Origin of the sequence: Solwaraspora sp. WMMD792, from assembly GCF_029626105.1 — a bacterium.
GTDB lineage: Bacteria > Actinomycetota > Actinomycetes > Mycobacteriales > Micromonosporaceae > Micromonospora_E.
Genome location: NZ_JARUBH010000009.1, coordinates 6,398,469 through 6,423,796, shown reverse-complemented (window position 1 = coordinate 6,423,796; position 25,328 = coordinate 6,398,469). Strand labels below are relative to the sequence as shown.

Genomic DNA, 25,328 nt, shown 5'->3' with positions numbered 1-25,328 from the left:
CGGGCTGATCGCCGTCAACTGGCCAGCAGGGCGACCCGGTGCAGCCGGTCCGGCTCCAGTCGCAGCCGGAGCGGCTGCCTGCCGCCGGTGCCGTCCGCTCGGCCCAGGCCGTCCCGGATACGCAGGGACACCGGCAGGTCGCACACCTGGTCAGCGGCGCCCGGTCGGTAGCCGAACCACCAGCGGCCCGGTTCAAGCTGGTCCGGGCCGGCGGCCGGCACTCGGACCTGCCAGCCTTCGTCGACGCTCTCCACCGGCAGGTCGCGGTCCGCCGGGGCGGCCGCGTCCCGCAGGTCGTCGGCGTGCCGCAGGACGGCCAGGGACGGTAGGTCACCAACCGCGCACTCACCGCCGATCGTCACCCCGCCCTGGTCTACAGTGGCCCAGGTGACCACCGGACCGGTCGGCAGCATCCGGATCGTCAGGCTGCCGTGATCCCCCGGCTCCACCAACGGGCCCGGACCCCCACCGACCGGGTGCAGATCGACGAAACCCTCCCCGACCGGCAGTTGTTCGTCGGTCCGGTCGGCGCCGAGCCGGTAGCCGACCAACCAGCCCGACACCGGATCACCGACCGGCGCCGGTCGCTGGACGGCAGCCCCGGCGAGCAGATCCGCGAGCGGGATCCGACAGCTGAAGACAGCTCCGGTCGCCTCGTCGGTGTCCGGACCGGCCGCCGCCGGATCGGCGGCGGGCCGGGCGGATCCGCCGACGGCGGTCGGGTAGCGCCGCCACACCACCGCCGGCGCCCGGGAAAGGGACAGGGCGGTCGGCGGCGCGACACCGGCGGCGACTGTTCCGCTGATCACCAGGCTGTCGTCGTCGACCTCGGCGGCGGTGGCCCACACCCTGGGTCGTTCGACCCGCAACCGCAGCGCACCGTCGTACAGCACCGGCACGATCCGTACCCCGGGTGCCACCCAGGTGGCGGGGAGGGCCGGCTGGATCTCGCCGACCTTGACCGGTCCGCTGACCGGCGGTCCGGCCGGGTCGACGACGCCGGTCATCACCAGCCAGGTGCCGGTCCGCCATCCTGAGCTGGGCCGCAGCGCCGACGTACGGAACGATGCGTCGAACCCCGACCCGGCCGGCGGGTCGTCGGCCGACTGACAGGACGCCGAGCCGCGACCAGCGAACACCCGCGAGTGGGCCGGCCCCGGCACGCGCCGCCCGGAACGGCCCCGTTCGCGCAGCCACAGGGCGCGTAGCCGTAGCCAGGGTGCGCCGGCCACCTGCGGCGCACGGTAGACGTGCCCGGATATCCGCAACCGGCCGCCCCGCCAGGCGACCGACCGCAGGGCGGTACGCAACCGCCGGTCCGGCCGGTACAGCTGTACCGGGACGTCCGGCACCACCGGCGGTTTCTGCCCGAGCCGGGTCGCCGCCACCACGGTGAGCAGCTCGGCGAGTCGACCCTCGCCAGCCAACCGCCAGGCCACCCGCAGTCCCGGTTCGAGCCGGTCCGGCACCGACGGGTCGACCTCGGCGAGGAACTCGCCGGCCAACTGCAGGAAACGCTGCCGGTACGCCTCGTCCACCACGTCCGGCAGCAGGTACAGGAACATCCGCAGGTCGCTGCGTAACGCGATGGTGTCGTAGTGGTTCTTCATTCTACGGTTGCCGAGCGCGGCGAGTGACCGGCTGGCGCTGCGCACCGCCGCGAACCGGTCGACCAGGTTGGTGATCTCCGTCTGCCGTTGACTGATCGACTCCTCGGCACCGGCCTCCCGCTGGCGCCAGTGGTAGACCGGGGTGCTCAGCACGTCGATCTTCGCGGCCAGAGCGTACGCCGGAACGGTCACCGGGATGTCCTCGTACCGCACCCCTTCGGGAAACCACAGCTCGTTGCCGGTCCAGAAGTCCCGCCGGAACACCTTGTTGCAGGCCAGCCGGTCGTAGATCAGGTTCCGGCGGCGACGTAGCCGGGCACCGAGCCGGGTCCGCCGGTGGGTGCCCCGGTGCAGCGGAGACTGCCAGAGCCCGCGTGAGTTGAACAACAGGACGTTGCCGGAGGCGATCTGCGAACCGGTCGACTCCAGCGCACCGACCAGCAGCTCGAAGGCGTACCGGGGAAGCACGTCGTCGCTGTCGACGAACGCCAGGTAGTCGCCGCTGGCCGCGCGGATTCCGGTGTTGCGGGCCGCGCCCAACCCTCGGTTCGGCTGCCGGATCAACCGGAACCGGGGGTCGGCCTCGGCCCGCGCGGCGGCGATCTCACCGCTGTCGTCGGTGGAGCCGTCGTCGACCAGGACGAACTCGATGTCCGGGTGGGTCTGGTCGGCCAGCGAGTCGAGGCATTCCGGCAGGTAGCGCGCCACGTTGTAGATCGGTGTGACGACGCTGAGCAGTGCGCCCACCGGGGTCAGCGGGCAGCCGGCTGGGCCGGCTCGCCGAGCAACGCGCGGCGGACCACCCGCTCGGCGGCGTGCCCGTCGTCGAGGTGGCAGAACCGCCCCCGGAACTGGGTCCGGGCCTTGGCCGCGGCGTCGTCGTCGACCGCTCCGGTACGGAACACGTCCAGCAGGTGGCCGAAGGTGGTGGCGACCGCTCCCGGGGGTTCCGCGGTGATGTCGAAGTAGACGCCCCGCGCCATCGCGTACGCCGCGGCGTCCGGCGCGTAGATCACGATCGGTCGGTCCAGGATCGCGTAGTCGAACATCGCCGACGAGTAGTCCGTGATCAGCACGTCGGCGGCGAGGTACAGGTCCTCGACCACCGGGTGCGCCGACACGTCCCGGACCCGGCCGCTGGCCGGGGCGTTGGGCGCCCGGCCGGTCCGCTGCCGGTCGTGGAAGTAGTGGCTGCGGATCAGCAGCCAGGCGTCCGGGCCGAGGACCTCGGCGAAGGCGTCGGCGTCGAAGTCGGGCCGCCAGCCGGGCTGGTGTTCGCGGTGGGTCGGCAGGTAGAGCACCACCCGCTCGCCGGCAGCGATGCCGAGCGCCTCCCGGGCCGCGGCCACCTCGACGTCGGTGGCCGTCGCCAGCCGGTCGTTGCGCGGATAGCCGGTGTCGAGCGATTCGAAGTTGGCCGGGTAGGCGCGCTCCCACATCTGGGTGGAGAAGTGGTTGGCACTGACGCTGTAGTCCCACCGGTCCACCCGGCGCAGCAGCAGGGAGAAGTTCATCGAGGTGGCACCGATCGGGTGCCGCTGCTGGTCCAGGCCCATCACCTTGACCGGCGTGCCGTGGTGGGTCTGCACGTGCACGGAGCCGGGCCGCTTGCGCACGTAGTCGGGAAAGTTCACGTTGTTGATCAGCCACTTCGACCGGGCCAGGGCCCGGTAGTAGCCCCGGGTGCCGGCGACGACGTACGGCACTCCGGGCGGCATGCTCGGGGCCCGGTCCCGCCGGACCACCCAGACACTCTTGATCTGCGGGGCGATCTGCGCCGCCTTGGCGTGGATCGCCGCCGGGTTGCAGCTGTAACCCCGGTACCAGTACGCGGCGTACAGCGCCAGCGACTCGTCCATCGGCAGCCGCAGCTGCAGCCGGTAGTAGCCACGCAGCAACGTCCGCCGGCCGGCCCGGGCCAGGTTGATCAGCCGCCGCTTGACCGGCCGACCGAACCGTCGGGTGACCGAGGGCAGCTTCTTGCGGGCCTGCTGGCCGACCCGCAAGGCGGCGAAGGTACGCCACCGGTTGGCGGCCAGCAGCCGCCGCTTCAGCCCTTCCACACCGTCCGGCTCGGGGTAGCCGCCGGCCGGCAGCCGCCGCTGGTAGTCGGCGTGTGCCCGGGCGAAGAACTCCCGGTGCAGCTCGCGGGGCAGCCGACCGCCGTGTCCCAGCACCATCAGGTAGTGGGAGATCATCAGACCGAACAGCTCGGGCCGGACCGGATCGGCCTGCGAGCCGCGGGCGTCCAACCAGTCGAAGGTGTGGCCCCAGTGGTCGAACATCTCGAAGTGCCGGGCGCTGCGGGTCCGGGTGATCGCCCCGGTGCGACGCTGCCGGTAGTTGACGCACGCCCGGTCGAGCACGGTGATCCGCTCGGCCGCGACCAGCAGCGGGAAGGTGAACGACACGTCCTCGTACCAGCCGGCCTCGAACCGCAGCCCGAGATCGACCAGGAACTCCCGGCGGGTGACCTTGTTCCAGGCGGTGTGCAGGACCTTGAGCGTCTCCGGCCGGGTCCGCACGTCGAACACCTCGGCGCCGGGCGAGGTCGGGAAGGCCTGACGGAGCGCGCTACCCGCCTGGTAGTTGTTCCAGAAGACCCGTACGTGGTCGACGATCAGCACGTCGGGGGTGGTGTCGCGGAGCCGGTTGGCGACCGCCCGCAGCGCACCGTCGGTCAGCCAGTCGTCGCTGTCCAGAAACCAGACGTACTCGCCGGTCGCCGCGTCCAGGCCGGCGTTTCGGGCCTTGCCCAGGCCGACGTTGGCCGGCAGCGACAGCACGGTCAGCCGGGGGTCGCGGGCGGCGTACTCGGCGAGGATCTGCCCGGAGGTGTCCGGCGAGCAGTCGTCGACCGCGATCACCTCGACGTCGGTGAACGACTGCCCGAGGATGGAGTCAAGGCACTCCCGCAGGTAACCCTGCACCTTGTACACCGGCACAACGATACTGATCAACGTCATCGGTCATCACCTGCGATCGTGCCGGCGGGGCGGCCGGCGGGGTGGAGGGAGGGAGCCGGACCAACCGGCATGGCCGGCCGCCGGCGGGGTGCCGGGATCCGGGCGACGGCGCCCGGCGGGCAATGATCCGCTGCTCGGTCCGGCGCCGCCGGCCGGTGGTTGACGACCGCGGTCACGAGGAAGTGCAGCATCAGGTAGCCGGCGAACGCGGCGACCACACCGGTGGTCACCGCGACCGGGGTGACCGTCGCGGGCAGCCCGGGGGCGAGCAGCGTCGGTCCGGCAGCGGCGGCGGCCAGCAGCAGTGTTCGGCCGTCCCAGCCGAGGCTCCACCGGCGCAGCGGTGGTCCGTCGAGCCGTTTCTCCAGCCGGGCGGTCAGATCGTAGTGGTGCAGGGCGAGGATCAGCAGCAGTGCGTAGGTGACCGCGGCCGGCACGCCGGCGACCACGCCGGCCGCGACGACGAAGAGAAGCTCAGCGGCCCGAAGCGCCGCCGGCACCAGCCAGTCGAGCGCGCCGGTGGCCGGCCGGGCCGCACTGGCCGAGCCGGCCGCCAGCAGGGCCGCCGCGCCGACGAGGACGGCGCCGGCACCGGACAGCACGCCGGTCGCGGTCAGGGCCAGCAGGGTCGCGGCGGCCCCGGCGGCGGTCACCGCGAGGGGCAGCTGCCCGGCGGGGGACCGACCGGTCAGCAGACCGGCGATCCGACCAGCCAGGAAACCGTCGTCGCGGTAGGTCGCGGTGTCCACCGCCGCCAGTACCGGGACCCGCATCGACCGGGCCCGCAGGGTCCGCAGGCCCGCCGTCCAGATGGCCGCGAGCAGCCCCCAGACGAGTACGGCGCGCAGGCTGACCAGCGGGCCGAACAGCACCACGGTGACGGCGATCAGTGCCCACCGCTCGCCGATCGGGAAGACGATGGTCCGCTTCGCCCAGTAGATCGGCGAGCGCGGCCCGGCGAGCACCCGATCGGAGGCCTGGCTGAGCCGACCGCCGACCCCGCCCGCCGACGCGCCGATGGCCGGTCGGCTCGGCGTCCGGTGGGCGGCTTCATCGTGCAGCGCCCCGTACCAGGCGTCGGTCATGTGCCGGACGGTCTGCAACACGATCGCTGCGGTGGCCAGCACCCATCCGTCGGCCGCCCACCCGCCGGCCAGTCCCGCCTGGTGTACACCGACGCCGAGCCCCGCGTAGACCAGGTACTCCTTGCCCCGGTCGGCGATGGTGTCCAGCCAACCGCCGAACGCGCTGAACCGGCCGGTGTAGCGGGCCAGTTGGCCGTCGACGCAGTCGAGCACGAAGCCGAGATAGAGCAGGACCGCACCGAGCAGCAGCAGCGGCCGGTCACCGACGGCGAACAACAGCGCGGCGGCGGCGGCGAACGCGACCGAGATCGCGGTGACCCCGGTCGGGCTCAGCCCGATCCGGGCCGCGAGCTTCGCGACCATCGGTGACCAACTGCTCACGAAGTAGGTGGCGAACAGGTCGTCCTGTTCCTTCACCACGAGACGCAGGCGGGCCCGGTTGGGGTCGACGGCACGGATCCGGGCCTCGGCGTCGGACAGACCGACCGGGTCGGCCACCCGCCGGGCCACCAGGTGCCGCAGCGGGTACGCACCGACGACGGCGCCGTCGGCGACGAACTCGGCGAGGATCGCGTCCAGCGGGTGGGTGCCCGGGGGCAGGCGCCGGGTGGCGGCGGCCCGGGCCGCCGTGGCAAACGCGGGCAGGTCACCGACGCCGACCCGCAGTACGCCGCCGAAGAGCGGAAGCCGGCCAGCGCCGGCAGGGCCGGTGGTGGCCGGGCCGGTGGTGACTTCGATGATCCGGCCGCGCAGCGCGCTGACGGCGGCGGCCTGACCGCCGCCGGAGCCGTCCGCGGCGGGCAGCAGCAGCGCCCGGGTGGTCTCGGCCGGTGCCACGGAGAGGACCCGGATCACCTCGGTGTGAGCGACGACGTCGGTGGCGCACAGCAGGACCGGCCCACCGGCCCGCTCGACGAGGTCGGCGACGCCGGCCGGTTCCGCCGTCCGCACCTCGGCCGCACCGACCGCCGCAAGCTGTTCCCGGAGGTGATCGTCAAGCGACAATCCGCTTGCGGTACGCAACTCTCCGGCATCGGCGCTGGTGGGGGTAGCAGAAGCCCGGTTCGCCGAAATCAGGATCGCCAGTGTCACATTCGCGCGCTTCCGTCTAGACGAGCGCGCGAGGCGCTCCGAGGGGTGTCGTCGCCCGAACGCACCGACGAGGGTGGGGGCAGCGTCAGCGTGGGCAACGCCGGCAAGATTAGCAGTCGGTGAACAATGCGGGTAGCTCGCACGTCCGTGACATGACGCCACCCGGGCGCGGCCCCCTGAATGATCTTGAATCGGTCAGGGTAACGCCGTACGGGAGCCACGCCGCGAATCGGTCCGTGGACCGAGGCCACCGCGTCCCGGCGTACCTACCGTGGAAGGTGGCAGACCGGCCAGCAACGACACCCGAAGGAGCGTCCGATGAGCCGCAAACTGGTACGTCCCCGCAACGGAAGGATGATTGCCGGCGTCTGCGCCGGGCTCGGCCAACGGTTCGGCATCTCAGCGGGAATGGTGCGGTTGATCTTCCTGCTCTCCCTGCTGCTGCCCGGCACCCAGGTGATCATTTACCTGGCGCTGTGGATCGTGATGCCAAACGAGGACCGTAACCTCGCCACGTCGTACTGAGCGCCCGTCCCGGGCACCGCCCGCCCCAGGAACGGCCGACCACGGTCACCGACGGACCGAGACCACGACCTGTCCCGGCAAGTCGTCGCGGACCACCCAGTACCGCGGGTCGAACTGGTCGCGATGGAACCGCAGGTCCCGCCAGATCAGCTCGTCGCCGTCCCGGGTCAGGACGAAGACGTCGATCGGCCCGAACGCGGTCGCCGCAGACTCGGCGGCGAACGCCGCCGGGTCCTCCTGGTCGGCCAGATCGCGCAGCTCGGCCCGGCGTTCGTCCCACCGGGACAGGGTGCCCGCCGCGGTCCGGTCGTTGCTCAGGTAACCGGGCCACGGCAGGTACGAGAAGAGCCGTTCGTCGACGCTGAGGGTGACCCGGTCCGGGTCCGGCCCGGTGACCTGCTCGACCGCTCGACGTACCGGCTCGACCGGGAACCAGTCAGCGCGGCCGGTGTCGGGCGCGTACCGGGGGTAGCCGCCGCCGGGCACCGGCTCGGCGTGCGCGGCCGCCGCGTACCCCGAACCGGAGCCGCTGGTGCCCGGCATCCAAGTCGTGGAGTAGACCGGCACCGCCCAGGCCAGCAGCACCGCCAGCGGCACGCCGGCCAGTCCGACCGGCGGGCTGATCCGCAGCCGGCGCAGCAGCAGCGGCACCGCGTGCACCAGGGTCAGCACCCCGGCGACGGCCAGCACGACGCCGTACAGCCGGGCCGTGTAGTGCGCGAAGGCGGTGTGCCCGGTCAGCACGAACCGCACCATCGACAGCAGTCGGTAGGCGAACGCACCGGCGGCGATCAGCAGCAGCGGCCGGGCCCACCAGGTCGACCGGATCAGCCACACCGAGCCCACCAGGCCGGCCAGCTGCAGGCCACGCAGCGGCAGGTCACCCCGCTCCAGGAACGGCAGCAGACCGTCGAGGTAGTACGGCGACACGAACAGGTCGGAAACCAGCTGTCCGCCGCCGCCGGTGGTCAACGCCCACAGGTACGGCAGCACGTACCACGCCGACGAGACGGCGGCGACCGCCGCGACCAGCAGCAGCCGCCGCAGGTACGCCCACCGGTCCGGCTCGGCGCGCCAGGCCGTCCCGATGATCACCACGAGGCCGAGCGCCGCGTAGACCAGCCAGGCCTGGTAGAGCACCACCAGCAGACCGCCGAGCAGCCCGCAGGCCAGCCAGTGCAGCCGGCTGCGAGGCGGACGGGTGAAGGTCTCCAGGACCCACGGGATGAAAATCATCAAGGCGAGGACCTCGTACGCCTTCCGCGGGTCGGACCAGGCCAGCACCCCCACGCAGGAGATCGCCAGCGCCGTCCAGGGACCCACCTGGCGGCGCCACAGCAGGAAACCGACCAGCACCGACGCCGAGACGAACAGCACCTCGGCGTCGCCGAGCAACCGCCAGGCGGGCTGGTCGAGCAGCACCGCCGCCCGGCCGACCAGCCAGGCGTACAGCGGCGGGTACTCCGACGGCAGCCCGGGCACCGTGGTGTCCGCGCTGGCCACGGTGACCGTGTACCGGGTGGCGGTGGCGGTCATCCGCAGCATGTCCCCGGACAGGCCACCGAAGCCGAACGGGGTGCCGTACAGCGCGGCCCGCAGGATCAGCGCCAGCCAGGCCGAGGCCAGGCCGGCGCTGACTCCGGCCAGTGCCGGCATCGCGGTGGGCTGCCATCGCCGAACGGCGGCAGCGGCCAGTCCGCCGAGGCAGACCAGCAGCAGGCCACTGGCGACCGGCAGCGCCCGACCCGCCACCGTGAAGGGGTCGGCGCGCACCACCGACGGCAGCACGACCGCCACCGGTGTGGCCACCAGCCAGGTCAGTACGGCGAGCAGCCCCGGCCGGCCGGCCAGTGCCGGCAACCGGCTGACCCGGGGCCGACCCGGCTCTGGCCCTGACTCCGGCCTACGAGATCCGTCCGGATTGTCCTGCTCCGGGATCCGGCCCGATGCCGTCCGGCCCTGCGAACCGACCTCCCGGCCAGGCGAACCGACCTCCCGGCCGGGCGAACCGACCTCCCGGCCGGACGGCTCGCCAGCGCCGGCCGGGGATGTCTCGACAGTCATGGTGCTCCGCGGAACCGTTCGTTGTCGTGACGCGCGCCGGCCATGTCGTGCATCGGCGGGCCGTCCTGGTCAGTGGGTGCTGACGACCAGCGGGCCGGGCTCCGAGATCTGCTGATCGGCCACGGCGACGGAGACCCGCCGCAGGCTGAGCAGGCTGGAGAAGAGCCCGGCGAAGATCAGTGTCGCGCCGAGGCCGATCGCGGTCGAGGAGGGCAGCACTACCCGCATGGTGTCACTCGCGTCCTGGGCGCCGAAGCCGGTCGCACCCCAGGTGGCGACCGCCAGGATGGTGCCGGCCAGACCCAGCAGGATCAACACGATCCCGCCGGCCGTGCAGGTCTCCAGTCTGACGTACCGGCTCCACCGGTCGGACTGTCGCAGGTCGGTGATGCCCTCGTATCTGCCGTAGATCAGCGCGAACGCTCCGAAGAGCAGCAGCTGTGCGCCGGCGAGCATGGCGAGACAGGTGTAGACGAGGGTGCTGACGTCGAACCCGATCCCGCCGACGACCAACGGGCCGACGGCCAACGTGACGGTGCCGATCAGGCCGACCGTGAAGAGCACCGCACCGGGCCAGATCAGCATCTTCCGGGGGGCGAATACCAGCAGGAACCGCAGGTGACGCCAGCCGTCCCGCCAGGTCCGCAGGTGGGGCGGCCGACTCCGGCCGTCGGGGCGCAGGGTGGTCGGCACCTCGGTGATGTCGTAGCCGTTGAGCGCGGCCCGGACGACCAGTTCGGAGGCGAATTCCATGCCCGGCATGCACAGCTGCAACTGCCGGACCCGGTCCCGGTTGAACCCACGGATCCCGCAGTGAAAATCGCCCACGTTCAGGTTGAACAGCCGACGGCCCAGCCAGGAGAGCACCGGGTTGCCGAGATGACGGTGCAGAAACGGCATCGCGCCGTCGGCTATACCGCCACGGAACCGGTTTCCCATCACCACGTCCCGACCGCGCCGCAATTCATGAATGAAAGGTCCGAGGTCGGAAAGGTCGTACGAGTCGTCGGCGTCGGCCATGATGACGTACCGACCGCGGGCCTGCTCGACGCCGTTGATCAGTGCTCCGCCGTAGCCGCGCATCGGGGCGTGCGACACCCGGGCACCGGCGCGTACGGCGATTTCCTGTGAGCCGTCGGTGGAGCCGTTGTCGCTGACCAGGACCTCGCCCCGGACCCCGAGCTCGTCGAGGGACCGGCGGGCCTTGCGGATGCACACCTCCAGCGTCTCCGCCTCGTTCAGACACGGCAGAAGGACAGTGACCTCGACCTCGTCGTTGCGCACCGAACGCGCCACGGGTGCACCCCCGAATTAGAGACTGACCACAGCCAGGCCGCCGTACCAGTCATGAGTCAATTTCATTTTCTGGCCCGCCGTTTCCGCGGATCCGGCCCTCGACTTCACTCTAGCGCGACCCACGCGGAACGAGTGCCCACCCCTGGACAGAAAACGCCGGACCGAAGGATGATTCGGTCCGGCGTATCACCATCCTTTACGGGCGGTTTCAGCCTGCGAAAATGTCTACGGCGTCACAAAGGTGACTGAGATTTCCTCGTATCCCAGAGAGCGCAGCAGCCCCGTCAGCATCTTGCGGGTGTTCTCCTCGGCCCGCCCGGCGATCCCGCTCTCCCGGGCGGCAGCCGTGATCCGGTCCTCGGCCAACTGGTAGACCTGCTGCCGCCGGTTCGGGTCACCGCCGAACACCTCACCGAGACGGTTGAGCAGGCCGCGCTCCTCGGCGAAGACATAACTGTTGTCGAGATCGAGATCCGCGTCGGTCAACTGCGGGGCCGGCAACTCGATTTGCGCAGAAAGACCATCCTCAGAGGTAGATATGGCTTCCTCGCCGATTTGCCCGAAATCGACGTATGCCTCGACCGTTCCGACCCCGACGAACAGGGTTCGTTCGTTGAGCAGGAAATCCGGCACGTACCGTCGGTCCTGCTCAAGGTCGACGACGACCTGGTAGTTGCCCTCCGCCGCGACGAACCGGCTGAGATCCTGGATCGACTGCAGCACCGGCGGCTGAGTGCGATCGGTCTCCTGTTGGGCGAAGGGGTTGCGCCAGTTCGGTAGCAACCCGACGGCCTGGGTCGACAGCAGCACCACCGCGACCAGGCCGACGATTGCGGCGAGGCCGAACAGCCCGCGTCGACGCCCGCCGGACTCCGCCGGTGGCGTAGCCGGCTCGACCGGCCCGGTCTGCTCCGGCGTACCGTCGGGATATTCCGGAAATTCCCGAGTAGGAGTGTTGACATCGCCGCTACGGGACATCCCCATCACCGTCCTCACCAGACGCCGGCCCACCGCCGGGACGTCTGGATTCACCGTACGGCCCCGGTACGACAACCGCATCCGGAGCCGGCCGGCGGAGCATCACGCCCGGCGGACGGATCGGGCCGGCAGGCAGGGCCGGGCCGGCAGGTCAGCCGGCGGCCCGCTGCTGGATGAGCAGGTACACCCGGGCGTGGATCTGGTTGCGCTGCTGGAGCGCGGCCCGCAGGGCACGGTGCAGGCCGTCCTCCAGGTAGAGACCGCCGTTCCACTGGACCACGTGCGGGAAGAGGTCGCCGTAGAACGTCGAGTCCTCGGCGAGCAGCTTGTCCAGCGCCAGCTCCCGCTTGGTGGTGATCAGCTGATCGAGCCGCAGCGGGCGGGGCGGAATCTCCGCCCACTGCTTCAGGGTCAGACCGTGCTCAGGGTAAGGACGACCGTCCCGCACCGCTTTGAAGATCACGACGGCGCGCTCCTCCCATGTCGCCTACCGGACCGTCTGTCTGCCGAACCGCCACCCGCCGGCCGGACGCCACCGTACGCCAGCGCGTCTGCCAGCGTAGCGACCTGCCGCGACCAATCGGAGCGATCCTGTGGCCCGTATCGCAGCGTCACCGCCGGCAACCGGCCCCGGTCAACCGTTCCACCGGCCACGATGAACCACCTCGTCGACCGGACGGCGACCGCGACGCAGCGACGGGGAACGCGTGTCAGGTGCCCGGTAGCCGACGGTGATCGCACCGATCGGGACGAACTCGTCCGGCACGCCGAACGCCTCCCGGAAATTCGGCGTGCGCTCCGGCGGGATGCCGAAGAAGCAGGCTCCCAGCCCTTCGTCCACGGCGGTCAGCAGCATCAGCAGCGCCGCGAACCCGGTGTCGATGTGCCAGTACGGCACCGGCCAGCGCGCCTCGTCGCGGTCGGTCCAACCCTTGTCCGGCTGGGCGTACCGGTCCAGGTACGCCGACCGGTTGGCGTGCGGGACGATGATCAGTGGTGCCTGGGTCATGCCGGCCAGCCAGCGGCTGCGCCGCTCGGTGTCCGGGTCCGCCGCCACCGGGGTGGTCGCCGCCCAGAACGCCGCCCGGTCGTCCGGCCGGTCCAGCACCAGGAATGCCCAGCCCTGGGAGAACCCGGCCGACGGCGCGTGGATGGCGTGCTCCAGCAACCGGTCGACGATCTCGGGCGGTACCGGGCGGTCCGGATCGTAGTTGCGGACCATCCGCCGCCGACGTACCGCGTCGCGGAACTCCATCACCGGCCCTCCGGCCCCGGTCCCGCCGGCTCCTGCCCCGGCCGGATGCCCCAGCTCGCCTGCCAGGTCTCGGCCGGCGCCAGGACGATCAGATCCCGCCCGGACCGGAACGCGTCCGGCGGGCAGGTCATCGGCTCGACCGCCACCGACCGCCGGTAGCGCGGCTCCGCGAGGGTGTCCCCGCTGAACAGCTGCCACCAGCCGAAGGCGGCGTCGGCCCAGAGCGTCACGCCTTCCGATCCATCCTGGTTGGACAACCGGACCGCGGAGCCGCCCGACGGATCCCGCTCAAGATCGCCGAACGCGGTGTCCAGCACCACCGGACCGATCCGCCGCGGCTTGGTGAAGTCGTACTCGCCACCGGCCACCTTCGCCGCACCGATCGGCAGCAGCCGGCCGTCCACCAGCAGCCGGCTGCGGGCCGGCAGGTGCAGGGTCAGGTCGTCGACGACGGTGTCCGGCAGCCGCAGGTACGGATGGACCCCGAGCCCGAACGGTGCCGGCTCGGCGCTGGCGTTGGTCACCTGATGGGTCACCCGCAGTCCGTCGGCGCCGACCACCCAGCGGGTACGCAGCACCAGCGACCACGGGTAGCCGGGGTGCGGGAAGAGGGTGCAGCCGACCACCACTTCGTCGGCTGTCTTGGTGATCAGTTGCCAGGGCAACCAGCAGACCAGCCCGTGCAGCGCGGTGTGCCGGTCCGGCTCGGACAGGTGCAGCTGCCGGGTGACCTCGGCGAAGGTGTAGCGGCCGTCGCGGATCCGGTTCGGCCACGGAGCCAGGATCTGGCCGGCACCGCCGACACAGAGCTCGTCCTCGGCGTACCCGTCGACGTAGTCGACCCCACCGGCGCGGTACGCCCGCAGCCCGCCACCCACCTCGACCACGACGGCCTCGTGCCCGTCCGCCGCGATCGTCCACTGCGCTCCGGACGGCGGGCCCGGACGTGCATCGACGTTGTCCATGCGGCGACGATAACGGTTCAATCCAGCTCGCGGGTCACCCGCCGGCCAGTGATCCACAATAGCTAAGAGTAAATTAAAGGTTGCGCTACGGCGCGATCCGCTCGATCGACCAGCCACCGCCGGCATCCCGGCGGTACCGCAACCGGTCGTGCAGCCGGTCGGCCCGACCCTGCCAGAACTCGACGGTCCACGGCGTCACCCGCAGGCCGCCCCAGTGCGGCGGCGGTGGCACCACGGTCGACTCCGGGAACCGCCGCCGGGCGGCGGCCAGACCGGCGTCGACCGCCGCGCGGTCCGGCACCACCCGCGACTGAGGGCTGGCCCAGGCGCCGAGCTGGGAGCCGCGCGGCCGGGTGGCGAAGTACGCCTCGGTCTGCGCCCGGGGGACCGGTGCCACCACCCCACGTACCTCCACCTGCCGGGACATCGCGAACCATGGAAAGAGCAGGCTGACCGACGGATTGTCGGTGGCCTCGGCGCCCTTGCGGGACCGGTAGTTGGTGAAGAAGACGATTCCCGTCTCGTCGTACCCTTTCATCAACACCGTCCGGGTACTCGGTCGCCCATCGACGTCGGCCGTGGCCAGCACCATCGCATTCGGCTCCGGCAACCCGGCCGCCACCGCGTCGGCGAACCACCGGGCGAACTGGGTGTGCCAGTCGACGGCGAGGTCGCGGCGACGCAGTTCCGGGGCACCGCGATAGTCACGACGCGGCAGACTCGGTCGCGGTGTGTCTCCCGTCACGTCGCTCTCCTGAACTAGGGCTACCCCTGGCACCGAACTTACGCTGGGTACCCACCAGGCACGAACAACCGGTCACCCACCGGGCACGAACGACCAGTCACCGCAGCACACGGACGTCAGTGAAAGCCGTTCAGGGCAGCCTGCAGCAGTTCTACCGGGCGCTCGGGCAGCACCGCCAAAATCCCCACCAGGAGAGCCACATGTCCGACTTCAAACCGGGTCTCGAAGGTGTGATCGCATTCGAGACCGAAATCGCCGAGCCTGACAAGGAGGGCGGTGCCCTACGGTACCGCGGCGTCGACATCGAGGATCTGATCGGACAGGTCTCCTTCGGCAACGTCTGGGCACTGCTGGTCGACGGTCGGTTCGGGCCGGGTCTGCCGCCCGCCGAGCCGTTCCCGGTGCCGGTGCACTCCGGCGACATCCGGGTGGACGTGCAGTCGGCGGTCGCCATGCTCGCCCCGTACTGGGGGTTGTCCCAACTGCTCGACATCTCCGACGAGCAGGCCCGCGCGGACCTGGCCCGGGTGTCGGTCACCGCGTTGTCGTTCGTCGCCCAGTCGGCCCGGGGGCTCGGTCTGCCGGCCGTGCCGCAGAAGGAGATCGACAAGGCGCAGACCATCGTCGAGCGGTTCATGCGCCGGTGGCGTGGCGAGCCCGACCCGCGGCACGTCAAGGCGGTCGACGCGTACTTCATCTCCGCCGCCGAACACGGCATGAACGCCTCCACCTTCACCGCCCGGGTGGTCGCCTCCACCGGAGCCGACGCCGCCGCCTGCATCTCGTCGGGCATCGGCGCGCTCTCCGGACCGCTGCACGGTGGTGCCCCGTCCCGGGTGCTGCACATGATCGAGGGCGTCGAGCGCAGCGGCGACGCCGAGTCGTACGTCAAGGGCGTGCTCGACCGCGGCGAACGGCTGATGGGGTTCGGTCACCGGGTGTACCGGGCCGAGGACCCGCGCGCCCGGGTGCTGCGCCGCACCGCCAAGGAGCTCGGCGCGCCCCGTTACGAGGTGGCCGAGGCGCTGGAGAAGGCCGCTCTGGAGGAGTTGCACAACCGCAAGCCGGACCGGGTGCTGGCGACCAACGTCGAGTTCTGGTCGGCGGTGGTGCTCGACTTCGCCGAGGTGCCGGCGCACATGTTCACCTCGATGTTCACCTGCGCCCGGATGGGCGGCTGGAGCGCTCACATCCTGGAGCAGAAGCGGCTCAAGCGGCTGGTCCGCCCGTCCGCCCGGTACGTCGGCCCGCAGCCGCGCAAGCCGCAGCAGGTCGCCGGCTGGGACGCGGTCCCGCACGACGTCTGATCCGGCACGGATCCTGGTCCGGCACCGATCCTGATCGGGTACGGATTCCGCCGGCACCGGCCCGGGGGATGTGGGGCACGCCTCAGTCGCAGACGTGGGACCGCACCCCGGGGCCAGCCGGTCGGGTGCAAGGATTGGTCGACCCGTAGCGCATCTGGAAGGACTGCTGACCACCGTGGCTGACGTTGCGACCATCCGCATCCCAGACGAGATCAAGCCCGCCGACGGCAGGTTCGGCTGCGGCCCGTCGAAGGTCCGCCCGGCAGCCGTCGAGGCGCTGTCCGAGGTCGCCACCAGCTACCTGGGCACCTCCCACCGGCAGCGCACCGTCCGCGACGAGGTGGCCCGGCTGCGGCGCGGCATCGCCGAGTTCTTCGCGCTGCCCGATGGCTACGAGGTGATTCTCGGCAACGGCGGTACCACCGCGTTCTGGGAGGTCGCCACGTTCGGTCTGGTCCGCGACCGGGCGCAGTTCGCCAGCTTCGGCGAGTTCGGGGCCAAGTTCGCCAAGGCGGTACGCGACGCGCCGTTCCTCGGCGAGCCGACGGTGCACAAGGCCGAGCCGGGCAGCGCCCCGGCCCTGGTCGCCGAGGCGGGCGTCGACGTCTACGCGACGCCGCACAACGAGACCTCCACCGGGGTCGCGGTGCCGATCCGGCGGGTCGCCGGGGCCGACGACGGCGCGTTGATGCTGGTCGACGCCACCTCCGGCGCCGGTGGCCTGGAGGTCGACCCGACCGAGACCGACGTCTACTACTTCGCCCCGCAGAAGTGCTTCGGCTCGGACGGCGGCATCTGGCTGGCCCTGATGTCGCCGGCTGCCCTGGACCGGGCCGCCCAGGTGAAGGCGTCCGGCCGGTACATCCCGGCGTTCCTGGACCTGGTGACCGCGATCGACAACTCGCGGTTGGAGCAGACCTACAACACTCCGGCACTGGCGACGATCTTCCTCGCCGCCGAGCAGACCGACTGGATGAACGCCCAGGGTGGGCTGGCCTGGGCGGCGAAGCGGACGGCGGAGAGCGCGGCGGCGATCTACGGCTGGGCTCAGCGGTCCGCAGTGGCCACCCCGTTCGTCACCGATCCGGCACTGCGGTCGAACGTGGTGGCGACCATCGACTTCGTCGACGGAGTGGACGCCGCCAAGGTCGCCAAGGTACTTCGGGCCAACGGCATCGTGGACACCGAGCCGTACCGCAAGCTCGGCCGTAACCAGCTGCGGGTGGCGCTGTTCCCCGCGATCGACCCGGCCGACGTCGAGGCGTTGACCGCCTGCGTCGACTTCGTGATCGAGCGACTCTGAGGCATATCGGGTGATAAGGCCGGTTCGGCGTTGATTGTCGCCGAACCGGCCGGTTTGCTCTAGGATGACGATCAACCGCTGACCATCCGTGATCGACCGTGATCGCCGACGCTCGATCACCGTCCGCCATCCGACCCGCCCAGCCGGACGGATCGGGGCAGCTCACTCGACATGCCCGGCGTGGCCTACTCCCATCGGGTGACTTATCGGCGTACCGTGTGCGGAGGACGTCGCGGGCGGGTCGACCTTGCGGCGTGGGGCAGCTCAGCGGGACGGAGGCAACGCGATGCGCCCGGTACGCTTCGTCGCCCTCTCCGAGGACGGTCAGGCCCTGGTCCTCGCTGACGAGGTCGGCCGACTGCTCGCCCTACCGATCGACGACCGCGTATCCACCGCCGTGCAGGCGGACCCGGACAGCTCGACCACGTTGACGGTGGCCAGCCAGCCCGGTGATCCCCAGCCGTCACTGTCCCCCCGGGACATCCAGGCCCGGATCCGGTCCGGCGAGTCGGCCGACGACGTCGCGCGGATCGCCGGAGTGCCGGTCGACCGGGTACTGCGCTACGCCGGACCGGTGCTGCAGGAGCGGGCCATGCTCGCCCAGCACGCCCGGCGTACCAGGCTGAAGAACTCCGACAAGGGTGCCCCGCTCGCCGAGGTCGTCGACGGCCGGCTGGCCCAGCACGGCATCGACGCGGAGAAGATCTCCTGGGACGCGTACCGGCGCGACGACGGCACCTGGCGGATCATCGCCACCTGGCCGTCCGGCAAGGCCACCGCCCAGGCCATCTGGGAGCTCGACAAGAGCCGCCAGGTGATCTCGCCGCACGACGACATGGCGCAGTACCTCTGCACCGAACGGCCGACCCAGATCCTCGGTCAGGAGCCGGCACCGGAGCGGGGCGGGCACGCGCTGCCCGGTCCGTCGCGTGCCGAGCCGGGCCGGGGCGGCGGGCACGGCCTCCCGGCTGCCCCGGGTGACCAGCCACGACCCAGCCGGGACCCGATCCGGGCCGGGCGGGACGCGCTGCTCGCCTCGCTGGACCGACCGCTCGGTTCGGCGGCCGGTCGCGGCCTGGAGCCGGCGGCCAACGCCGAGACGCCCCGGCAGCGGCCGGTGGCCGGTGGCGCCGCCGCCCTGCTCGGCGGCGGCGCGGGTTCCGCCTTCGACGACGATGCCGACGCACCCAAGGAGGTCCCGGCGGTGCCGTCGCTGGCGGTGCTGCGGCCCCGGCGCGCCGCGTCCGGTGCCACCGAGACCCCGGCCGACAGCTCCGGCAAGCCCCGCAAGCGACTGCCGAGCTGGGACGACGTCCTGTTCGGTAGCGGCCCGGCCGACCGCGCGAGTTCCTGACCCGCCGACCGCCACCGGCGGCCTGGGACCGATCGGCCCCGGGCAGTACGGCTCCAGGACCCCGGGCAGTACGGCTCCAGGTCAGGCCCGGACTGCTCCGGCATGGGCCGGCGCGGGTCGGGCCGGCAGTACGTAGAGCCGGGGCATCGGTGCCCACCTCAGCCGCAGCCGGCCGCCGGTGCGCCGCAACTGCCAGGCCAGCGCGGCGGCGGCGGTCAGGAAGGACAGCAGGCCGCCCAGCCAGATGCTGGCCCCGGCACCGAAGCGCTCAGCGACCCAGCCGATGATCGGTGCGCCGACCGGGTTGGTGCCCAGGAAGACCAGCACCCACAGCGCCATCACCCGGCCCCGGAACGCCGGGTCGACACCGAGCTGCACCCGCTGGTTGGAGGCCTGCGCGAAGTAGACCATGAAGAACCCGGTCGGCAGCAGCAGGAGCACCACCAGCCAGTACGTCGGGGCCAGCCCGACCAGGGTGCCGAGGCCAGCGAAGGTCAACGCGCTGCCCAGCACGACGTAGACCGACGGCCGGTCGCGCCGGCCGCTGGCGGCCAGGGCACCGGCCAGCGCGCCGACCGCGAGCGCCGTGGTGAACAGCCCGAACGACGCCGCACCGGTCTCGAAGACCGTCTTGGCCAACGCGGCGAGGGTCAGCTGGAAGTTGAACAGCAGTAGGCCGAGCACGGCCATCAGGGCCATCGGCAGCATCAGGTCGGGGCGGCGGGCGACGTAGCGCAACCCGTCGACCACCTTGGCGGCGTCCCGCTGCGCTCCGACCGGCAGGCCGACCCGGTGCAGTTCGCCGGAGCGCATCCGGACCAGTCCGACCAGCGGGGCCGTGGACGCGAGCGCGCTGATCAGGAAGACCGGCCCGACGTCGAACGCCGCGATGGCCAGCCCGGCCACGGCCGGGCCGACGATCCGGGCGGTGTTGAACGTCGCCGAGGACAGCGCGAGGGCGTTGGGCAGCAGCGGGGTCCCGACCAGTTCGGAGACGAACGCCTGCCGGACCGGGGTCTCCAGGGCGTTGCCGACGCCGAGCAGGCCGGCGAAGACGAAGACGTGCCAGAGCGCCACCACGCCGGTCAGCACCAGCACGCTCATCACCAGGGCCAGCACGCACCAGATGGCGTTGGCGACGAACAACAGCAGCCGCTTGTCGTAGCGGTCGGCGAGCCGACCGAAGATCAGGGTGAACAGCAGCACCGGGGTGAACTGGAGGGCGACGACCACGCCGAGCGCGGTGGCGGAGTCGTCCGACAGCTGCAGGACGAGCCAGTCCTGCGCGATGAACATCATCCACACACCGATCAGCTTGATCAGCTGCCCGGTTGCGAAGATCCGGTAGTTGCGGACCTGTAGGGACTGGAAGGTGGTGTTCAGTGTCGCCCGCACTCGGGGTGCGCCTCCTCGGATCGTACGCGTCATCCACATGGGACGAAGCGGACCCGATGGCGACTGTCGCGTCAGCCGCGGGCGACCTGCTGCAGGATCTCCGCCGCCTGCCGTAACGTGTCCCGTTCGGCAGGGCTCAGCGCGGCGAGCCGGGTGGCGAGCCACTCGTCACGTATCCGCTCAAACCCGGCGATCACCTCGCGGCCTGACTCGGTGGCTGACAGGATCACCTGGCGGCCGTCGGTCGGGTGCGGGGTGCGTTGCACCAGTCCGCGCTCCTCGAGCTTGGCGACGATCCTGGTCATCGTCGGCGGTTGGACCCGCTCGATGTCGGCCAGCTCCCGCGGCGTCATCGCACCGGCCAGCTCCAGGCTGGTGAGCGCGGACAGCTGGGTGACCGTCAGATCGCCGACCGGCCGGGCCCGTCGGACCCGCCGGTTGAGTCGGGTGATGGCATCGCGCAGGGACGTCGCCAGTTGCGCGGCCGTGACCTGCTGCTCTCCCATCACCGCCCACTCCGTCACGTTCGTTAGCCTAACTAACGAACACACCGATCGACCAGCCGTTATGACCACCGTCACCGGCGGCACCAGGGTACCGCCGGTGCCGGCAGACGAAGCGACGAGGCGGTCGGCTCAGCCGATCAGCAACTCCAGCGGGTGCCGCAGGAAGTAGAGGGTGAACAGCGCGGCCACCCCGTACAGCAGCGGATGCACCTGCGCCGCGCGGCCCTTCACCAGCTTGATCAGCACGAAGGTGATCACCCCCGCGCCGATCCCGTTGGAGATCGAGTAGGTGAACGGCATCAGCACGATGGTGAGGAACGCCGGGATGGCGATCTCGTAGTCGGTCCAGTCGATGGTGCGTACCGCGGTCAGCATCAGGAAGCCGACCACCACCAGCGCGGTCGACGCCGCCTCGAACGGCACCACCTCGACCAGCGGGGACAGGAAGACGGCCAGTAGGAACAACCCGCCGGTGACCAGGTTCGCCGCTCCGGTCCGGGCACCCTCCGCCACCCCGGCGGCGCTTTCGATGTACGAGGTGTTGCTCGACGTACTCGCCATGCCGCCCGCCGCCGCCGCGATCGAGTCGACGACCAGGATCTCCTTGGTCCTCGGCGGCATCCCCTCGGCGTCGAGCAGGCCGCCCTCCTGACCGACCGCGACCATGGTGCCCATCGTGTCGAAGAAGTCGGTCAGCAGCAGGGTGAAGACGAACATCAGGGCGATCAGCCAGGTCGCCGAGTCCCACGCGCCCAGCACGGAGAAGTTGCCGAGCAGCGACAGGTCGGGCATGCCGAAGACCTGGTCGGGCAGGCTCGGCACGGTCAACGCCCAACCGCCGGGTTGGCCGTCCGGGCCGCCGGCCGGCCCGAACCCGCCGATCGCCTCGACGACGATGGCCAGCACCGTGGAGCCCAGGATGCCGATCAGGATCGCACCGCGCACCTTGCGGACCACCAGCACCAGGGTGAGCAGCAGGCCGAGTACGAAGACGAACGCCGGCCAGGTGGCGATCATGCCGTTGACGCCCAGGCCGAGCGGCGGCGAGGCGGTGCCACCGGTGACGAACCCTGCGTTGACGAAGCCGATCAACGCGAGGAACAGCCCGATGCCGACCCCGATGGCGGTCTTCAGCTGGGTCGGCACGGCCCGGAAGACGGCGGTACGCAGCCCGGTCAGCACCAGGACCAGGATGATCACGCCCTCGATGACCACCAGGCCCATCGCGTCGGCCCAGGTCATCTGCGGGGCGATCTCGAAGGCGACGAGGGCGTTCACCCCGAGACCGGCGGCCAGCGCCAGCGGGAACCGGGCGATCACCCCCATCAGCAGCGTCATCAACCCGGCGATCAGGGCGGTCGCGGCGGCGATCGCCGGGATCGCCAGCGCGGCGCCCTCGCCGTCGACCGCGCTACCCAGGATCAACGGGTTGAGCACCACGATGTACGCCATCGTGAAGAAGGTGGCCAGCCCGCCGCGTACCTCCCGGCCGGGGGTGGAGCCGCGGGCGGTGATTTCGAAGAACCGGTCGAACGCGTTACGTGGGCTGCGGTCCGGAGTCGACCCGGTCGTCTCTGCCGGCACTGTCGCCATGGGTCCTCACAGCTGATCATCAGGTTGACTGGGTTGCGCGCATCGTCTCAGATCAGCTGTTACCTGTGGAGGTCCATCCGGTTACGTCCCGCGACATCGCCGATCCGGCCGCCCGCCGTCCGGGTCGACCGGCCCGTCGCGGCGGTCTCGATCAACCGGGACGTACCCTGGTAGGGTGCCCGACTCGCCGCCGATGACTCCGCCGGACGCCCCGACCGGCCCGGTGCGGCTGCCGAGGGCACCCCGACCGGCGCCGCTGGACCCACCGATGGTGCCGTTCGCCGTCGGCGGGATGATCGCCTGGGCCATCGCCGGGCTGGTCTGCCTGCTCGCCCGAGACTGGCTGGCCGACACCGGGCGTACCGACTGGCTCTGGACCTGCCTGGCCGGTCTCCTGCTCGGGCTGCCCGGGCTCGCGGTGATGCTGCGGCACGACGCCAACCGGCGACGGCGCCACGCCGACCAGGTCAGTCGCCCGCCGGACCCGAACGCATCGTGACCGTCTCGACCTCGCCGTCGTCGTAGACCGTGGGCAACTCGTCCACCGGGGTCACCGCCGGGCCGGTCAGCGTCTCCGAGTGCGCGCCGCAGCCGTGGTCCACGCTCACCACCCGGCCGTCGTCCGGTGCGTACACGTTGCCGCACACCCCGAACGCCTGCCGCAGCGCCCCAGCCAGCATCAGGTAGAACCCGCAGGCGCCGCAGCGGGCCGTGTCCGGCGCGGCGACCGAGATCGGTGCCTGCGGGCCGTGTTCGCCGTCGTACCAGCGCTGCGCGGTGTCGGCGCGGCCCTCGCGAGACATCACCCGGCTCCGGCCGAGCCCGAGCTCCCAGGAGACCTCCTCGACGGCCGGGTCGTCCGACTGCAGGTAACCGGGCGCGAGCCGGTCGTCGTCGAACGAGGTCGGCAACAGGTCACCGACGCCCAGGTCACCGGGCTGCAGCCGGTCGTGCCAGGGCAGCCAACCCGGTGCCAGCAACGCGTCCGGGCCGGGCAGCAGCACCGTCTCACAGACGGTCACCTGCCGGCTGCGAGAGACCCGGGTCACGGTGACCGCCCACCGCCAGCCCTGGTACCCGGCAAGATGGCAGTCGAAGAGGTGGGTCACCAGCCGGTCGCCTTCGGCGACTGCCTGCAGGTGCTCGCCGACCTCGGCGGGATCCACCGCGTCGGTCAGCGCGGCGTACGCCACGTCGACGGCTTTGGCGCAGACCGAGTCGAGGCGGGCGGCACGAGCGGTGCTCCTGGTCACCGTCCCATTGTTGCCTACCGGCCGGCACCGCCGACAGGCACTCCCCCGCCGACAACGACTCGTTGTCGGCAGGCACTCCCCCGCCGACCCGGGCCCGCGACCGCGAAAACCGGCACAGCCCGAGACGGGACGGCTGCGGATAGGTGAGGATGGGCGCATGGGGCTGTTTCGCTCGCTCGGGCACACGGCCGGGACCGCCTTCCGCGGCACCCGCGCGGTGCTGCGCGGCACGGCGCACAGCGGTCGCTGGGCCGGACACAAGGTTCTGCAGGTACGCCACCGCGGGGCGGGCGGTGAACCGGGCATGTCGCGCCTGTTCGACCTGCACGCCGCCTCCTGCGCCGGGGATACCCTGATCACGATCGGGCTTGCCGGGACCATCTTCTTCAGCGCGCCGCTCGGCGAGGCCCGCAGCAGCGTGGCGCTCTACCTGCTGGTGACGATGGTCCCGTTCGCGCTGCTGGCCCCGGTGGTCGGCCCGGTGCTCGACCACTTCCGGCACGGCCGGCGGTACGCGCTGGCCACCACCATGCTCGGCCGGGCCTTCCTGGCCTGGTTGATCGCCGACCACCTGAACGGGTTCGGGCTGTATCCGGCGGCGTTCGGGGTGCTCGCCCTGTCCCGGGCGTACGGCGTCGGCCGCTCCGCCGCCGTGCCCCGGCTGTTGCCGGCCGGGCTGGGGCTGTCCCAGGCCGGGGCCCGGGCCAGCGTCTACGGCACGATCGCCGGAGCGCTGGTCGCACCACTGGGGCTGGCGGCGTTCTGGTTCGGGCCGCAGTGGCCGCTGCGGGTCGCGTCGGTGATCTTCCTGGTCGGCATGGTGATCGCGCTGCGGCTGCCGCCTCGGGCCGACTCCGAGCCCGCCGAGCGGGTGCCGCGCGCGTTCCGGGTGTTCGGTCTGCGGCGCGGCACCGACCGGCAGCGGATTCTCACCGGGAGCCGGCTGGTGATCGCCACCCTGGTCGGCAGCGGCACGTTACGTTGCCTCTACGGCTTCCTGCTGCTCTTCCTCGCGTTCGCGATCAAGGCGGGCGATCTGTCCACGGTGGTGTTCAGCCAGCAGCTCGGCGACGAGGGCGCGCTGGGGTTGGTCGGAGCGGCGTTGGCCGCCGGCAGCTTCGCCGCCACCGCGATCGGCAGCCGGATGCGGATCAACCGCCCACTCGCCCTGCAGTCCAGCGGGCTGGTGATCGTGGCCGGTGTCGGCGTACTCGCCACCCTGCAGTTTTCGCTGCTGATGGTGGCGCTGTTCTGTTTCGTCACCGCGATCATCAGCGGCATTGCGAAGCTCGCGGTGGACGCCACCATCCAGGAGCGGCTGCCGGAACGGCTGCGGGCCAGCGCATTCGCCCACTCCGAGACCATTCTGATGCTGTCGTTCGTCGCAGGTGGCGCGTTCGGGCTGATTCCGGTGGACGGCCGGGTCGGTGTCGTCGCGGCGGCCGGCTTCGGCATACTCGCCGCCGCCCGCGCGATGATCGTCGCCGGCCGGCAGCGCAAGGACCGGCTCAACGGCCGACCGGTCGACGCAGCCGACGACGTCCCGGAGACGCCCGAACCCGGCACCGCCGGATCAGGCGACGCCGACCCCGGTACGCCCGACGCCGGCTCACCCGACGACGGCGGCACGGTTGTTCCGCCACGCGCCCGCCGGTCGATCGTCCCGGCCCGGATCCGGCCACGTCCGCGACCCGCCCCGCCGACGCCGGCACCGCCGGCACCGGTCGGCGCTGGGCAGGGCGGCACCGGCCCGGTCGGTGCCGAGCCGGTCGGCGTCCCGGCCGCCGGCGCACCCGCCGGTCACCGCGACGACGACCGGTCCGACGGCCAAGCCGACGACGACGATCCGACGCCACCCGGATTCCACATCTACCGCCCGTCGTCGACGCTGCGCCGCGCGGCCGAGGACGATCGACCCGACGGGCCGGACAGCGGAAGCTGACCCACGGGCCGGACGCCGGACGCTGACCCACGGGCCGGTAAGACGTCGACCCACGGGCCGGTGACGAGTGGCCGGCCAACGACCCTGCCCGGCG

20 protein-coding genes are annotated in these 25,328 nt (G+C 71.7%); 6 read left to right on the top strand and 14 right to left on the bottom strand.

The features are described 5' to 3' along the window. Positions 1-14 precede the first annotated feature (14 nt). Genes O7629_RS29885 through O7629_RS29875 form a run of 3 tightly spaced genes read right to left on the bottom strand, consistent with a single transcriptional unit; the run spans position 15 to position 6,666 of the window. On the bottom strand, positions 15-2,357 hold the full coding sequence (locus tag O7629_RS29885) for a glycosyltransferase family 2 protein (RefSeq protein ID WP_278173473.1): 2,343 nt from the start codon (positions 2,355-2,357) through the stop codon (positions 15-17). Between the two features lie 5 nt (positions 2,358-2,362). Continuing rightward, a complete protein-coding gene (locus O7629_RS29880; RefSeq protein WP_278173471.1) occupies positions 2,363-4,576 on the bottom strand; it encodes a bifunctional glycosyltransferase family 2 protein/CDP-glycerol:glycerophosphate glycerophosphotransferase in 2,214 nt (737 codons plus the stop codon). Next, the gene (locus O7629_RS29875) at positions 4,573-6,666 is read right to left on the bottom strand and encodes a DUF5941 domain-containing protein (RefSeq protein WP_278173469.1); all 2,094 of its coding nucleotides are present in this window, start codon (positions 6,664-6,666) and stop codon (positions 4,573-4,575) included. Before O7629_RS29875 ends, O7629_RS29880 begins: the two co-directional genes overlap by 4 nt. 405 nt (positions 6,667-7,071) lie before the next feature. Here O7629_RS29875 and O7629_RS29870 point away from each other — a divergent pair, with 405 nt between their 5' ends. Then, complete coding sequence (locus O7629_RS29870) at positions 7,072-7,278, top strand: PspC domain-containing protein (protein WP_123607371.1); 207 nt, start codon at positions 7,072-7,074, stop codon at positions 7,276-7,278. 45 nt (positions 7,279-7,323) lie between these two features. Here the strand turns inward: O7629_RS29870 and O7629_RS29865 are convergent, their stop codons facing one another. The 7 genes from O7629_RS29865 to pdxH form a co-directional block, all read right to left on the bottom strand. Continuing rightward, positions 7,324-9,342: an arabinofuranosyltransferase gene (locus tag O7629_RS29865; protein ID WP_278173466.1), complete on the bottom strand. Its 2,019-nt coding sequence runs from the start codon at positions 9,340-9,342 to the stop codon at positions 7,324-7,326. A 69-nt stretch (positions 9,343-9,411) separates the two neighbouring features. Further along, positions 9,412-10,638, bottom strand: a complete 1,227-nt coding sequence (locus O7629_RS29860) for a glycosyltransferase family 2 protein (protein ID WP_278173464.1) — start codon at positions 10,636-10,638, stop codon at positions 9,412-9,414. Between the two features lie 225 nt (positions 10,639-10,863). Continuing rightward, positions 10,864-11,451 (bottom strand): DUF4230 domain-containing protein, encoded by a 588-nt coding sequence (locus O7629_RS29855; protein WP_278173462.1) that lies wholly within the window; start codon positions 11,449-11,451, stop codon positions 10,864-10,866. A gap of 316 nt (positions 11,452-11,767) precedes the next feature. Continuing rightward, positions 11,768-12,079, bottom strand: a complete 312-nt coding sequence (locus O7629_RS29850; RefSeq protein WP_123606308.1) for a type II toxin-antitoxin system VapB family antitoxin — start codon at positions 12,077-12,079, stop codon at positions 11,768-11,770. Positions 12,080-12,250: 171 nt separating this feature from the next. Next, positions 12,251-12,871: a nitroreductase family protein gene (locus tag O7629_RS29845; RefSeq protein ID WP_278173460.1), complete on the bottom strand. Its 621-nt coding sequence runs from the start codon at positions 12,869-12,871 to the stop codon at positions 12,251-12,253. Then, a complete protein-coding gene (locus O7629_RS29840; protein WP_278173458.1) occupies positions 12,871-13,836 on the bottom strand; it encodes an aldose 1-epimerase family protein in 966 nt (321 codons plus the stop codon). The genes O7629_RS29845 and O7629_RS29840 overlap by 1 nt, the downstream gene beginning before the upstream one ends. An 85-nt stretch (positions 13,837-13,921) precedes the next feature. Beyond that, positions 13,922-14,581, bottom strand: a complete 660-nt coding sequence (gene pdxH, locus O7629_RS29835; protein ID WP_278173456.1) for a pyridoxamine 5'-phosphate oxidase — start codon at positions 14,579-14,581, stop codon at positions 13,922-13,924. A 200-nt stretch (positions 14,582-14,781) separates the two neighbouring features. Here pdxH and O7629_RS29830 point away from each other — a divergent pair, with 200 nt between their 5' ends. From O7629_RS29830 to sepH, 3 genes are all read left to right on the top strand, one after another. After that, a complete protein-coding gene (locus O7629_RS29830; RefSeq protein WP_123606312.1) occupies positions 14,782-15,888 on the top strand; it encodes a citrate synthase 2 in 1,107 nt (368 codons plus the stop codon). Positions 15,889-16,063: 175 nt separating this feature from the next. Beyond that, positions 16,064-17,191, top strand: a complete 1,128-nt coding sequence (gene serC, locus O7629_RS29825) for a phosphoserine transaminase (protein ID WP_278173454.1) — start codon at positions 16,064-16,066, stop codon at positions 17,189-17,191. 286 nt (positions 17,192-17,477) lie between these two features. Next, on the top strand, positions 17,478-18,545 hold the full coding sequence (gene sepH / locus O7629_RS29820; protein ID WP_278173453.1) for a septation protein SepH: 1,068 nt from the start codon (positions 17,478-17,480) through the stop codon (positions 18,543-18,545). An 81-nt stretch (positions 18,546-18,626) separates the two neighbouring features. On the opposite strand, the gene O7629_RS29815 is transcribed toward sepH, so the two are convergent. From O7629_RS29815 to O7629_RS29805, 3 genes are all read right to left on the bottom strand, one after another. After that, positions 18,627-19,940: an MFS transporter gene (locus O7629_RS29815; RefSeq protein ID WP_278173451.1), complete on the bottom strand. Its 1,314-nt coding sequence runs from the start codon at positions 19,938-19,940 to the stop codon at positions 18,627-18,629. Between the two features lie 71 nt (positions 19,941-20,011). Continuing rightward, positions 20,012-20,446: a MarR family transcriptional regulator gene (locus O7629_RS29810; protein ID WP_278174729.1), complete on the bottom strand. Its 435-nt coding sequence runs from the start codon at positions 20,444-20,446 to the stop codon at positions 20,012-20,014. A gap of 129 nt (positions 20,447-20,575) precedes the next feature. Next, positions 20,576-22,039, bottom strand: a complete 1,464-nt coding sequence (locus tag O7629_RS29805; RefSeq protein ID WP_278173450.1) for an NCS2 family permease — start codon at positions 22,037-22,039, stop codon at positions 20,576-20,578. A gap of 193 nt (positions 22,040-22,232) precedes the next feature. Here O7629_RS29805 and O7629_RS29800 point away from each other — a divergent pair, with 193 nt between their 5' ends. Further along, positions 22,233-22,538: a DUF2530 domain-containing protein gene (locus O7629_RS29800; RefSeq protein WP_278174727.1), complete on the top strand. Its 306-nt coding sequence runs from the start codon at positions 22,233-22,235 to the stop codon at positions 22,536-22,538. Here the strand turns inward: O7629_RS29800 and O7629_RS29795 are convergent. Then, a complete protein-coding gene (locus O7629_RS29795) occupies positions 22,507-23,364 on the bottom strand; it encodes a DUF3027 domain-containing protein (RefSeq protein ID WP_278174726.1) in 858 nt (285 codons plus the stop codon). The genes O7629_RS29800 and O7629_RS29795 overlap by 32 nt on opposite strands. Positions 23,365-23,449: 85 nt before the next feature. Here O7629_RS29795 and O7629_RS29790 point away from each other — a divergent pair, with 85 nt between their 5' ends. Beyond that, positions 23,450-25,234: an MFS transporter gene (locus O7629_RS29790; protein ID WP_278173449.1), complete on the top strand. Its 1,785-nt coding sequence runs from the start codon at positions 23,450-23,452 to the stop codon at positions 25,232-25,234. The last annotated feature ends 94 nt before the right edge of the window (positions 25,235-25,328 follow it).